A 12,483-nucleotide genomic window follows, 5' to 3' on the forward strand; every position below is an offset into this window, starting at 1 on the left:
TACCGTCTCTCAGCACAGAGAGTTATCCGGCTACGCTGTTCATCAGTCTGCTAAAACACCTGGAAGCGTCATACAGGCGTGCAGAAACTATCACACCGATCGTTGATAACGACATCAGCCACAAGAGTCGTGAAACCCTGCGCTGGTTGAAACAGAATCCAATGTTAAGGGTAATTTGCCAGCCTGTTTACTCACCGTGGGTAAATCATATTGAACGCCAGTGGCATGCTGTCATCCAGCACCGTGACAGGCCGGCCAACAACACCGTTTTCATCAGATGACTAAATTAAGATATTGAAAATTAGATTAATTTCTCCCGACCTCTACCATCGGTTAACGCGGTTATATACGGTTTCCCACGGACCATATCGCTCAGGAAAATCGCGTTATGGCGCACCTGAACACAGAACCCGGAGCATGCCGTTGATGGTTTTACGATGTTCTGCCTATGAACATCCGGCCCGGGGTGTTACTGGTTCAGCTGGCAGTAAAGGCAGGCTGATCATTCATGCTTCATCGGTAAGGCCGTAGCGAGCCATAGTTCAAAATGTAGTGGAAACAGACGGTTATTATAGATCATGTGATTAAGGGGCACGGCGTGAAGATCAACGACAACATGCCCTGAAATCCCTATCGGTTAGTCGTATAGGATTTTTCTATATTTTTTATCCGCGCAATATTCTCAGTTGCCCTGCGAAACATAAAAGGAGAAGCTGAAGAACAGGAATAGTCCCAAGAAGGGTTATGCAATGAACATACTGATTTTAGGTAGTAGTTTTTCCGCCATACATAACAAGCTTAAGGCATTAGGTCATCGTTTATTTATCATTCCCGACCCAGGGAAGAAAATTAAGATTGATGAAAACGCTATTTACGAAGCAGTACACTTTGTTCAGGATGTGGGAAATATTGAATCAGTCGCACTAAAGATATGTCTTGAGCGTTCTGTATTTAATATTGACCGTGTTATGGCATTCAGTGAAAGATGGCAATTGGTTGCTGCCCGGGTTGCTTCAGAGGCTGGCTTACCCGTTATTCACGATGTGAAGCTGGTCAGCAGAACTCTTGATAAATATTCAATGCGTAAACACCTGGATAAAAATGATTTCCCTACAATAAAATTTGAGAAAATAACACTCTATTCCGAACTGCATGATGCATTAAATCGCGTCGGATTTCCTGCGGTACTCAAACCACTGTCTGGCGAAGCGAGCAGGGATATATTTTTGCTAAAGGATGAGCAAAGCTACCATCAATTGACCGCGATCCTTGAGTCAGGGCTTAACGAAGCCTTTTTAGTCGAGTCATTCGTTTGTGGTGATGAATATAGCGTTGAAGCGGTGTCTTATCATAACCAGCATCATATCTTAGCTATCACCAAAAAATACAAGAATGAAAACTTTGTCGAAGTGGGCCATGCACTGCCCGCCCCCCTATCGGCTTCACTTGAAAATCAGATAAAACACTATGTGACAAGATTTCTCACCGTTATGCAGTTTGATAATTGCCCGTCTCATACTGAAATTATTATCTCCCTTGACGGACCTGTTGTTATTGAAACCCACACACGCCCCGGTGGCGATAATATCTATCGCCTGCTTGAGCTATCGACAGGAATAGATCTGTTGAATCTTGTTGCCAGGATAAACACAGATGATTTAGCAGAGATCGAACTCTGTAAGAAAAATAAAAACGGTTACTCGGCAGTATGGTATTCCTCACCAGAGGGTAAGGAAGGTTTCATTCTTGACAGTGTGACCGGGGTAGAGGAAGCGAAAAAACGGGATAATATCGCAGATATTACGCTGATTGCTCAGCCTGGCGATACTGCGCGCCCGGTGAAGAACAGCTTTGACAGAAGCGCATACGCAATTGCTACCGGGTTAAGTGCGGACGAAGCGTTAAGTGCAGCCCGGAATGCGTTATCGACGATCGCCTTTACCTACAAAGATACCGAAGTACGTCAGGTTAAATAATGGAAGGTTAGCGATTATCTTAAGAAACATCACCGGGGCATAGCTATCGGACGCCAGGGAAAAGGCAGCGGCCTCCCTGGTGGTACGACACACGATGACAACCCTCACATCCATGATAATGCCGCAGTGATGTAACATCATGCGGCGTCATAAATCCACAGAGCCAGCACTGCCGTCTAACGGGATTTCTTTGCTGAAGTTATTCCTGAATATGTTTCTGATCCTGCATTTATTTCAACTCCGGCCAATAACCTTTCCCGCCTGGATAATGGCGTTGCAGGAACCAAATATATGCTTCTTACGGTGCTCCATGACCTCATTTGTCCGAGTGTGCTGCAGGTTAGCGTGTACCACCACATAATCCGGGAACACGTCAATGACTCGGTGATGTTTCGCAATGCCAGTGAATATCAGGTGGGATGTCATTTGCGCCGTGAATAAGCATAATGACGTACCTGCCGCACCTGCCATTTGACGGATAAGAAATGACACGCTGCACTCGATAAAGCTAATGATAACCATTATCATGAATGACGATTTGTATTGCGGGAGTCAATATGCAGCCAGCACCACCTGAACTTTTAACCACTGATTGTTGCATTGTCGGAGGGGGGCCAGCAGGATTAATGCTCGGCTATCTGTTGGCCCGTTCCGGCGTGCAGGTCATCGTCATTGAAAAACACGGTGATTTCCTGCGCGACTTCCGTGGCGATACGATCCACCCTTCTACCCTTCAAGTAATGCATCATCTTGGCTTACTGGAAGAACTGCTTAGCCTACCGCATCAGCGCCTTCCGCGCCTACAGGCGGAGATAGCCGGCGAGGAGATCACGCTGGCTGATTTTTCGCGTCTGCCGGTAAAGTGCCGTTTTATGGCGTTTATGCCGCAGTGGGATTTCCTTAACTTTCTCAGTGCTAAAGCATCTGCCCTACCCAGTTTTACACTGCGCCAGTCTACCGTATTAAGCGACTTGATCTATGAAGGTGATACGGTCTGTGGCGTGCGTGCGACGGGTGCTAATGGCTCATGTGAGATCAGGGCAAAACTGGTGGTAGGCTGCGATGGACGCCACTCGAAGGTACGGCAACTGGCCGGACTAACAGGAGAATCCTTTGGTGCACCTCGAGACGTCCTGTGGTTTCAGCTGAACAAAGCCGTCGATGACCCGGAATGGAACACTGGCCACAAAGGGCCGAAACAAAACTTTATCATGCTCGATCGCGGTAGCTTCTGGCAGTGCGGCTATTCTATTGATAAAGGGCAGTTTGCTGCGATAAAGGAGGGGGGTATCGATCGTTTTAAACAGCAGATCGCCGCAGTAGCCCCCTTCCCGCTGGCGCGCCTGCAACCGCTGACAGAGTGGGAGCAGGTCAGGCTACTGGATATTCGTATCGACCGACTGGATCAGTGGATGAAACCCGGCGTACTGTGCATCGGTGATGCCGCTCACGCCATGTCGCCAATTGGCGGCGTTGGCGTCAATCTGGCTATCCAGGATGCCGTTGCCAGCGCCAACTATCTGGCCACCGCACTTCTAAAAGGCGAAATCAGCCTGCATCTGCTGGAAAAAGTGCAGCAGCGCCGACAATTCCCGACACGCGCAACCCAGTTTATCCAGATAAAAATGAGCGGTAAAAAACGTAACGATGACCAGCCCAGCCCGCTGCCGCGTATCATCAAACGCTTCCCGTTCCTGCCCTGGGTTTTTGGCTGGATTATTGGTCTGGGTTTTCGGCGTGAAAAACCACGCCGTTTTATTGTTGGCCGATAAACATGTCCACCGGTACGCGGAAAAATTTCGCCAGCCCCTTGATCTGTGACACGTTCATGGCTCGTTTGCCATTAATGATGTCAGAGATGACGCTCTGCGTAGCGATATGCTGCAAATCGACCTGACGGATGCCGCGATCTTTCATCAATACTGAGAGCACCTCACCGGGTGCCACGTCAGGCATCCGCAGATGTTTCATCTCATATTCGTGTACGCGGTCAGCCACCCGCTCAGCACACTGGGCAGCAAAATGCTCAACCCCTGTGGCACAGGCGTACAGCGCATCAATCAGTGCCATACGCCCCTGCAGATCGCTGTCATTTTCGACTGGATGGGTACAGGCGCGCAGCAGTACTGACATGGCCTCCAGCTGGCCTGCCGTGGTTTGCAGCAGCAGCGGCAGGCTGGCGATCAATCCTTCCAGCTGGAGAGTATTCGCCGACAATCTTTCCATCATTCACCTCTTCGCTTTGGTCTGATCTCGCCACCATTTGTCGTAGTCGGCATGTGAACAAACCTGTTTAATGTACAAAGTCCCTGACCTGGTGTTGATCCATGTCACTAAACGACACTGGTTTTTGTGAATATCAAAAACGCATATATCCAGCGGCCCCTTGCGACTCTCTGGCTTAAGTCGTGCACAGGATATAAAGTCCAGATCCCAGCCAGATACCTGCAACCAGTGCGCCCGCAGCTGTGAAAAGGAATCAAATCGCAGCGTGGCCGTATTGAACACATTGAGCCATAGCTTCAAACCGACCTTCCACTGCGCATGTTTTTGCATAGCCTCTGTGACAACCTTTGCCGTGATGACTCGCATGTTGGCTCCTTATATTATCGCAAATTACGATATTAGCAATCTAAAGATCTTTCTCCATGAACTCTTGGTTAAAGACAATGGATTTCCGCCGTGATGCAGAAACGGCACCCAGATTAAGCGAGAGGCGCTAGAAAAACAGAATGAGGTGCTGATGATGGATAACAGCTCGCAAGATCAGCAAGAGATGAAAACAGCTCCCCCTTTTCGCAACGTAAAGGTACGTGGCTTCATCGGTGTCCAGGCATTAATACAACTTCCCAAAGAAGAATGATAATATTTATCATCAACTGCCTGACCAGGATATCCTTACTATGACCGCCATTTCCCCGCTTAAAACTCTGCCCGCCATGCTGATTTGCGCCCTGCCAACACTGGGTTTTGCCACCACCTACCCACTGACCGTCACCGACATGGATGGCCAGAAAGTGGTGTTCAGGCAGGAACCTCAACGGGTGATCCTGCAAGACGGCCGTGAAATTCTCAGTCTCGCCTTACTGGATCGCGACAATCCTTTCCGCCGCGTGGTCGCTTGGAATAATCTGATGAAGAAGCAGGACAGCGGCAGCTGGAATATGCTGTATAAGCGCTGGCCACAATCCGAAAAAATCCTGGATATGGGTTTCTCTGACCAGGGAGACGTTAATCTGGAAACGGTGATCGCCAAACATCCTGATGTGATGATTGCCCAGCTACGGGCTAAGCCCGCTCTGCAACAGAGCGGCGTTCTGGCTCAGCTCAGCACGCTAAATATCCCGGTGCTGTTTGTCGATACGGAACTGCACCCGGTACAAAACACCGCAGCCAGCATTACGCTACTCGGCCAGGTTCTGAATCAGGAAGAAAATGCAAAGGCTTATACCGACTGGTACAAGCACAAGCTGAATGCGATGCAGGACGCGGTAAAGGGCGTTTCGCCAAAACCAACCGTATTTGTTGAACCTATTGCAGGTATCAGCGGCGGCGGTGAAGGCTGTTGCTTTACGCATGGGCATAATGGCTGGGGTGGACTGGTGGAAGCCACTGGAGCCAAAAATATCGGCTCTGAACTGCTGCCCGGCACCAGTGGCACCATTGCGGTAGAAAAGGTCATCGCCCTCAATCCCGATTACTACGTCATGAGTGGCTCGAAGCGCGGCGGTAAAGGCAGTAACGTTATTCCACTGGGCTACAACACCAACGTCGCAGAAATAAGGACAACGTTCACCCAGCTGCGCGACCGCACCGGTGTGAAAGATATTCCGGCAGTGAAAGCGGGTAAAGTGGCGGCGGTCTACCACCACTTTTACAACCACCCGTACAACATTATCGGTATGGAGATGTTGGCAAAAGACTTTTACCCTCAGCAGTTTACACAGCTGAACCCCACTGCCGATTACCACACCATTATACGCACCTTTACCCAACTGCCGGATGAGCCGATTAATATCGAATATCATCCCGAGTAGTGCTGTGCTTATCAGAAGTATAGCGATCGCGCCGGTCTCCGGCGCGTTTCAACATCTATCCTTCACCTAGCCTGATACGACGATGGCTAATGCGGTCAACAAGAGCCTCATCGTGGCTGACAATCAGCAGCGCACAGTTCTGCTCTGCCGCCACTTCGACCAGCAGTTCTATGGTCTGCCGCTGGGTAAGCAGGTCGAGTCTGGAAGTCGGCTCGTCGGCAAACAGAAATACCGGATCAAGTAACAGCACGCGTAGTAATGCAAAGCGTTGCAGTTCGCCGCCGGAGATCTCCGGTGGATAACGGTCAAGCAGTTGCGGGGAGAGTTTCAGCCGCTCCATCAGCTGCCCGATGCGCAGCCTGTCGAGTCGATGCAGGCGTACGACATCTTCCAGCGTCTGGCGCACCGTAACCCGGGGTGCAAAGGCCGAGGGGGGATCCTGGAATATTTTCTGGAATCTGACCGCCGCCAACTCTGGCTGACGCACCACATAACCGTTATCGGCAGATAACAGCCCCAATAAAATATCGCCAAAACTGCTCTTGCCACAGCCGCTTGGTCCGGTAACACCAATCACCTCCCCGGCACGCACGCACAGCGACTGGCGACAGAACAGCTGGCGTCCACCACGACTTTTACTGAGATTACGGGCTTCCAGTACCACCTGCTGAGTATGTTCAACGGGTTGACGCACCGGCCAACGGGATGGGTCAGCGTCAAGCAGCGCCTGAGTGTAGGGATGTTGCGGCTGCGTCAGTACCTGCTGCGCACTACCACGCTCAACAATTTCACCGCGCCGCATCACCGCCACTTCACCGCCGATCTTCCGCGCCAGCTCAATATCGTGGGTAATCGTCAACAGCCCACCACCGGCCTGCACTTCACGTAACAGCAGGGCTATCGCCTCATCGCGGCGCGCCACGTCAAGCCCTTTGGTCGGCTCGTCGGCAACCATAATATGAGCGCCGCCAGCACGGGCAGCGGCAAAGGCGACACGCTGAGCCATTCCACCTGACAGCGCCTGTGGCAGCTTATCGGCAGCCTGAGCCACTCCCAGCGCATGCAGATCGCTGATGGCACGCGCACGCGCGTCCGACGCAGTCAACGCGCGCAAAAACTGATACCCCTCTGCCACCTGATCGCCCGCACGCATAATCGGGTCAAGCGCCAGCCACGGCTCCTGCGGCAGGATGCCCAGCGTATGTCCCCACAGGGCGCGTGCCGGGCGGCTGGCCAGATCGTGGCGCTGGCCGTTAAAATCCAGCGTCCCGCTGGCCTGTAATCCATCGGGTAATGTGCCTGTCACTGCCTGAGCCAGCAGGCTTTTACCAGAGCCTGATTCACCCAGCAGGGTAAAAGGCTGACCCGCATGCAAAGTGAACGACAGGGGCTGTACCGGCAGGTCGCCTCCGCTCACCGCCGCTTCTTCAATATTCATCAGGATCATGATTTCTCCCTCCCGGCCAGCAGTAACAGGCTTAATACCAGTAAAAACACCACCACTACCGGTTGCAGCAGCGCATATGGCGCTTCTTCATAATAGGGAAGCAGTTCGGTCATCATCAGCCCCAGTTCGGGCGTGGGAGGACGTACACCTACACTAACAAAACCGAGGGCGGCAATCGCCATAATGGCGCTGGCTGCACCGAATGCGGCCACGGTCAGCACCACCGGGGCCATCTCAGGCCACAAATGGCGGCGGAAAATAAGCCACGGACTGAAGCCGAGAAGGCGCGAGGCCTGCACTGCCGGAGACGCCAACAACGGACGGGCAATAGCACGGCTAAGACGGAAGTACTCTACCCATAGCAGCAGCGAAATACCGACATACAGCATCAGGGCGGAGTCCGGCACCAGTGCGGTTAACAGTAAAACCAGCAGCAGCCCCGGCAACGCAAGAAATGCATCCGCCAGCAGCGACACACCGCGATCGACCACACCGCCACGCCATGCGGCGAGTACGCCAAGAGAAACACCCGAAATCAGTGCACTTAGCACACTGACCAGCGCCAGCCCAAGCGACAAACGAATCGCCGCCGTCAGGCGTGCGAAAAGCGAGCGTCCGAGATGGTCATAGCCCAGCGGGGCATCCAGAGTGGGCCACTGTAGCGCTAGCGTCAGCTGCTGGCGCAGAGGATCCTGCGGCCACAATAGTGGCAGAATAAAGGCGAATATCCCCAACAACAGCAGTAACGTCGCGCCGACACGCTGTGCCAGTGAGGTGCGGTACATCAGATTATTGATCACGCGTTGTGCCTCCGTGGATCGAGCCAGTAGCACAGTCCATCGCTCAGCGCATTAAGCAGCACAAACAACAGCCCCATGACCAGCGCAGTCCCCTGGATCACCGGAACATCACGTGCAAATATCGCATGTACCAGCGCATGGCCAATCCCCGGCCAGGCAAACAGGGTTTCCACCACAATCACCCCTTCAATCAGATAGATAAACTGCACGCTCAGGTAAGTCACCAGCGGCACGCTGACATTGCGCAGCCCGTGACGCCAGAACAGCGTCCGTTCACTGAGCCCTTTGCTGCGCCCGAAGTGATACCAGGCGGAGTCGGTGACCTGACGCATCGCATTGCGCGCCACCCGCGAGGAAACCGCCGCCAGCCCAAGCGCTAATGTCAGTGCCGGTAGCAGCAGGTGTTCAGCATCGCCATAGCCCGCAGCAGGAAGAAAACCGAGGCCGAGGGCAAATACCAGCACCAGAATCAGCCCCAGCACAAAATGTGGCAGCGCGCGTATCGCGGTAGAGATCGCCAGCAGCATCCGGTCAAGTTTTCCGCCTGGAAACAGCCCGGCGATAAGACCCAGCGGTGGCCCAAGCAGCAGCGACAATAGCAGTGCCGCCGCCGCCAGCAGCAGGGACTGCCCCAGCTGATGACCGATCTCTTGCATCACCGGCGCACCAGAAACTAATGAATTGCCGGGATTAAAACGCAGCAGTTCGATAAACCAGTCGGCAAGCGCCTGCCATGCCGGACGATCCAGCCCCAGCTCCTGCTGAACCGCGCTGGCCGCAGCCGCATCAACGTGGTCATAACCATAGCGCCCGGCGGCAATGCGATAAGCGCTGTCTCCGGGCAGCGCACGCATCATGATAAAGGTCAGCCCTCCCACCAGCAGCGCCACCAGCCCGGCCTGTAACAGGCGGTAGCCCAACATGCGCATCATTCAGCCCACCTCATTTTTTCCAACCCGAAACTGCGCTCGAAGGGATCCAGTACGGCACCACTCAGACGGTGAGAAACAGCGGCACTTTGCTGATACCACGCCACAGGAATAGTGGGCAGCTCGCTTTGCAGAATGCGCGTCAGCTGCTCACGCTGTTTTTGAGCGTCAGCCGACTCGCTGCCTGTGACCAGACTGGCTAACGTCTGATTGAAGGTCGCATCTGACCAGTTCATCGCTCCCCAGTCCCCGCCCTGTGGCGCATAGTCCTGTAACAGCGTGCCGAGTGGATCCGGCGTGAGTGCAAAATTGCGCGCAACCAGCGCCAGCTCCAGCGAGCCGTCGTGATGTTTAGCGGCAATCTCGCCAGAGTTGGTTGAATTGATCGCCACCTTCACACCAATATCACGCAGCTGCTGCTGAATGGCCGCCGCTATCAGCGGCAGCTCCGGGCGATCGGGGTAGGTGGTGAGCGTCAGGATAAACGGCTGGCCGTTACGTTGCAGCGTACCATCCGCGCCGGGTTTCCAGCCGAGGTCAGCAAGCAGCGCCTGTGCCTGTGGCAGATTGCGGTTCAGCGGTGTCAGGCTGGCGTTATGCCACTGCGCAACGGAAGGCGGAAACAGCCGATCGGCAGCCGCCGGGTAGCGAAGGATGGCGTGGGCAATACCTTCGCGATCCAACGCCATGCTCAACGCCTGGCGCGCGCGGACATCGTTCAGCAATGGGTGACCGGAATTCACCTTTAACAGCACAGTACGCGGAATAGCGATCGCCAACAGCTGTACTTTGGCATTTCTTTTCAAGCGACTACGGCTGGCCGGGTCAAGATTCAGCACCAGATCGGCATCACCACTCTCTGCCAGTAACGCACGGGTTTCCGCGCGCCCAACGGCCATATAGCTGGCCTGTTCAATAGACGGAGCGCTGCCCCAGTAATCATGGAAACGTGCCACGGTCAGTTTTTGCGGCGGCTGGAATGAGGTCAGGTGGTATGGCCCGGTGCCAATGACCTGTACCACTTTATCTGCATCATCATAGGAGGCTGGAGCCAGTATCTGCGCACGGTTTTCCGCCAGCATACTGAGCAAAGGAGTAAAAGGCTGTTTAAGTTCGATGACGACCTGCTGGCCTTCGGCACGGATCGCCGTTATCGGCGCTTTATCCAGTAGCCCCGGCTTACTGCGCGACACATTCAGCGCATTGACCACGCTTTCCGACGTCAGCATGCTGCCGTCATGAAATTTAACCCCAGAACGCAGATTGAAGCGCCACAACAGACCATTCTCGGATACCCGCCAGCCAGTGGCCAAACCCGGCAGAGGTTGCCCCGTGCTGTCAGCATTAACCAGTGTTTCGACGATGGACATTTTCAGGAAAATATCCCCTGACAGGGTGGGATCGCTGCCTTTAATTTCAAACGGGGCAACCAGCGTGGCAACCCGCTCCGGGGCTGCGCTGACCGGGCCATTAACGGCTGCGAGTAACAAAAGCAGCAGCGGCAAAAGTGCAAATTTGTGCATCAGATTATTCATCCTTTCTCCAGAAAAATGGAACCATGCAGGTCAGGCCCACGCGGCGGATGATAACCGTTACTTTATAACATTACAATTGGTAATCTTCGCTTACATTCCTTCACGACAGCGACCTGAAACGACTCGGCAAACGCGTGTCGTCTTGCGGGCACCTGGATTAATACCGAAAATCCCTTTAATCTTTAGCGCAGCGTATTATCTGCCATACTTTGTGTCAGCTCTCCAGCCAGCGGCTGGAAAATTCTTCCACAGCGAGGCTAACGATGAACACTGAACTCAGCCCATCTCCGGCCTATTTCCAGCGACATGATACCCTGCTGCAACAGCGATCGACGGTACAGTCAGCCGAAGTTATTCAACAGGTTAACCGGGCACTGTTAGCCGGAGAGAGGGTTAGCGCCGCATTTTACGACCTGACGTTATTGAAACTTCTGCAACAGCGTAAAACGCTGCCGTTGCTAACGCCTGAAGCTGAGGAAGAAATTTCAAGGTTTATTCACCAGTTGAAGCCTTTGCTGGCAGAAGAACCGGATGATTTTACTCAATTCACCCGCTTGCAGCACAAGATAGCGACATGCGTTCAACATTTTCCCTGGCGAGAGGCCAACGTGGCACTGGTGCAGTATAAGTTCTTTCTCCGCACCTACCTGCGTTGGCACAAAACGTTAGCCGCGCTACACAGCACGGACGATAATCAACGGGTATTTACCCAGATTCAAAAAGTGCTACAAAAATCCAGTTGCCGGGTCGCCTTATTGGGTGATGCCCATCAGCTTTACCAGCTATTGGCCGAGCTACTGGTAAGCTGCCGCCAGAAACAGGAAGAAAGCCACGAAAATCAATCCCTGCTGGCAAGCTATATCGCAGCGGCAGATCTTGCCGCACGTGGAATTATTGCTTTCGCGGCGACTGCTGAAGCGCTGTTGCGAGACCATCCACTGCCCACCGCCACACAGTTGGCGAAAAGGATTAAACAACATCATATCAGCGTTGTTGAACGCACCCATCCGTGGTTTAACACTCTGTAAAAAAGGCCTATTTGTAAACCGTTGCCTCTGGCGCTACTCTGGCTGCGATATTTCAGCAAGACAATGGATATAGATCGGCTATGTCAACTTCTGCCAAACGTAAAAACGATCCTGAAGGGCTAAAAAAACGTATTCTTGCCAGTGCGCTGCCCCTCTTTGCCGAGTTCGGCCTGACGGGTGCCAGAATGGAGCAAATAGCGACAAACGCGCAAACCACTAAACGCATGGTGGTCTATCACTTCACCAATAAAGAACAGCTTTATGTGGCGGTACTGCATCGGGTTTATCAGGAAATGCGCCAACATGAGACCGGGCTGAATCTGGCGACGCTGACGCCTTCGCGGGCTATTGCCCGCCTGGCGGAAGCCAGTTTTGACTATCACATCAACCACCCTGATTTTATACGACTGGTCTGTTGTGAAAATCTGATGGGTGGCCGATATATCAGCCAGTCAGAGACGATAAAAGCCCTTAACCACAGTGCGCTGGAAGTGCTGAATACCGTGCTGGATCGCGGCAAGCATAGCGGTGAATTTAACCCGTCGCTGGAGGCCGTTGACGTACACCGGCTGATCAGCAGTATCTGTACTCACAACGTGGCGAATCGTTATACCTTCCATACTCTGTTTGGCGCGGATGAAAGCGAACAGCAGACGATTGCGCGCAACCGGCGGCTGGTGGTCGATGCCACCCTGGGGTACGTGCGCCTCACCTAAAAATTGTACATAAAA

11 protein-coding genes and 2 pseudogenes are annotated in these 12,483 nt (G+C 53.2%); 6 read left to right on the forward strand and 7 right to left on the reverse strand.

Annotation, left to right across the window (positions count from 1 at the left end; translation table 11 throughout):
* Positions 1-20: 20 nt before the first annotated feature.
* Positions 21-233: pseudogene (locus EPIR_RS18280) on the forward strand (transposase); the annotation flags it as partial.
* Between the two features lie 51 nt (positions 234-284).
* Here EPIR_RS18280 and EPIR_RS18580 read toward each other — a convergent pair.
* A pseudogene (locus EPIR_RS18580) lies at positions 285-506 on the reverse strand (transposase); the annotation flags it as partial.
* Positions 507-749: 243 nt separating this feature from the next.
* On the opposite strand from EPIR_RS18580, the gene EPIR_RS10640 reads away from it, so the two are divergent.
* Positions 750-1,976, forward strand: a complete 1,227-nt coding sequence (locus tag EPIR_RS10640) for an ATP-grasp domain-containing protein (RefSeq protein WP_023655401.1) — start codon at positions 750-752, stop codon at positions 1,974-1,976.
* Positions 1,977-2,533: 557 nt separating this feature from the next.
* Entirely contained in the window at positions 2,534-3,748 is a 1,215-nt protein-coding gene (locus EPIR_RS10650; RefSeq protein ID WP_023655403.1) for an FAD-dependent oxidoreductase, read from the forward strand.
* Here the strand turns inward: EPIR_RS10650 and EPIR_RS19075 are convergent.
* Both EPIR_RS19075 and EPIR_RS10660 read right to left on the reverse strand, forming a co-directional pair.
* On the reverse strand, positions 3,732-4,205 hold the full coding sequence (locus tag EPIR_RS19075; RefSeq protein WP_023655404.1) for a helix-turn-helix domain-containing protein: 474 nt from the start codon (positions 4,203-4,205) through the stop codon (positions 3,732-3,734). The genes EPIR_RS10650 and EPIR_RS19075 overlap by 17 nt on opposite strands.
* On the reverse strand, positions 4,206-4,568 hold the full coding sequence (locus EPIR_RS10660) for a type II toxin-antitoxin system HigB family toxin (RefSeq protein WP_023655405.1): 363 nt from the start codon (positions 4,566-4,568) through the stop codon (positions 4,206-4,208).
* 311 nt (positions 4,569-4,879) lie between these two features.
* On the opposite strand from EPIR_RS10660, the gene EPIR_RS10665 reads away from it, so the two are divergent.
* A complete protein-coding gene (locus EPIR_RS10665; protein ID WP_023655407.1) occupies positions 4,880-6,013 on the forward strand; it encodes an ABC transporter substrate-binding protein in 1,134 nt (377 codons plus the stop codon).
* A 55-nt stretch (positions 6,014-6,068) separates the two neighbouring features.
* On the opposite strand, the gene EPIR_RS10670 is transcribed toward EPIR_RS10665, so the two are convergent.
* From EPIR_RS10670 to EPIR_RS10685, 4 genes are read right to left on the reverse strand one after another with little or no spacing between them, the layout of a single operon-like run.
* Entirely contained in the window at positions 6,069-7,460 is a 1,392-nt protein-coding gene (locus tag EPIR_RS10670; RefSeq protein ID WP_023655408.1) for an ATP-binding cassette domain-containing protein, read from the reverse strand.
* Positions 7,457-8,245 carry an ABC transporter permease gene (locus EPIR_RS10675; protein ID WP_048697498.1) on the reverse strand — a complete coding sequence of 263 codons (789 nt, stop codon included), beginning with the start codon at positions 8,243-8,245 and terminating at the stop codon, positions 7,457-7,459. The genes EPIR_RS10670 and EPIR_RS10675 overlap by 4 nt, the downstream gene beginning before the upstream one ends.
* An 11-nt stretch (positions 8,246-8,256) precedes the next feature.
* Positions 8,257-9,192 carry an ABC transporter permease gene (locus EPIR_RS10680; protein ID WP_023655410.1) on the reverse strand — a complete coding sequence of 312 codons (936 nt, stop codon included), beginning with the start codon at positions 9,190-9,192 and terminating at the stop codon, positions 8,257-8,259.
* Positions 9,189-10,712: an ABC transporter substrate-binding protein gene (locus EPIR_RS10685; RefSeq protein WP_048697500.1), complete on the reverse strand. Its 1,524-nt coding sequence runs from the start codon at positions 10,710-10,712 to the stop codon at positions 9,189-9,191. The genes EPIR_RS10680 and EPIR_RS10685 overlap by 4 nt, the downstream gene beginning before the upstream one ends.
* Before the next feature lie 275 nt (positions 10,713-10,987).
* Here EPIR_RS10685 and EPIR_RS10690 point away from each other — a divergent pair, with 275 nt between their 5' ends.
* Together EPIR_RS10690 and EPIR_RS10695 are read left to right on the forward strand one after the other, a co-directional pair.
* Entirely contained in the window at positions 10,988-11,752 is a 765-nt protein-coding gene (locus EPIR_RS10690; protein ID WP_023655412.1) for a hypothetical protein, read from the forward strand.
* 80 nt (positions 11,753-11,832) lie between these two features.
* Entirely contained in the window at positions 11,833-12,468 is a 636-nt protein-coding gene (locus EPIR_RS10695; protein ID WP_023655413.1) for a TetR/AcrR family transcriptional regulator, read from the forward strand.
* Positions 12,469-12,483 lie beyond the last annotated feature (15 nt).

Origin of the sequence: Erwinia piriflorinigrans CFBP 5888, from assembly GCF_001050515.1 — a bacterium.
GTDB lineage: Bacteria > Pseudomonadota > Gammaproteobacteria > Enterobacterales > Enterobacteriaceae > Erwinia > Erwinia piriflorinigrans.

Bases quoted from the DNA above. Each gene is read 5' to 3' on its own strand.
- EPIR_RS10680 (WP_023655410.1), bottom strand. From the start codon at position 9,192: ATGATGCGCATGTTGGGCTACCGCCTGTTACAGGCCGGGCTGGTGGCG.
- EPIR_RS10660 (WP_023655405.1), bottom strand. From the start codon at position 4,568: ATGCGAGTCATCACGGCAAAGGTTGTCACAGAGGCTATGCAAAAACAT.
- EPIR_RS10690 (WP_023655412.1), top strand. From the start codon at position 10,988: ATGAACACTGAACTCAGCCCATCTCCGGCCTATTTCCAGCGACATGAT.
- EPIR_RS10665 (WP_023655407.1), top strand. From the start codon at position 4,880: ATGACCGCCATTTCCCCGCTTAAAACTCTGCCCGCCATGCTGATTTGC.
- EPIR_RS10650 (WP_023655403.1), top strand. From the start codon at position 2,534: ATGCAGCCAGCACCACCTGAACTTTTAACCACTGATTGTTGCATTGTC.
- EPIR_RS10640 (WP_023655401.1), top strand. From the start codon at position 750: ATGAACATACTGATTTTAGGTAGTAGTTTTTCCGCCATACATAACAAG.
- EPIR_RS10695 (WP_023655413.1), top strand. From the start codon at position 11,833: ATGTCAACTTCTGCCAAACGTAAAAACGATCCTGAAGGGCTAAAAAAA.
- EPIR_RS10675 (WP_048697498.1), bottom strand. From the start codon at position 8,245: ATGTACCGCACCTCACTGGCACAGCGTGTCGGCGCGACGTTACTGCTG.
- EPIR_RS10685 (WP_048697500.1), bottom strand. From the start codon at position 10,712: ATGCACAAATTTGCACTTTTGCCGCTGCTGCTTTTGTTACTCGCAGCC.
- EPIR_RS10670 (WP_023655408.1), bottom strand. From the start codon at position 7,460: ATGATCCTGATGAATATTGAAGAAGCGGCGGTGAGCGGAGGCGACCTG.
- EPIR_RS19075 (WP_023655404.1), bottom strand. From the start codon at position 4,205: ATGATGGAAAGATTGTCGGCGAATACTCTCCAGCTGGAAGGATTGATC.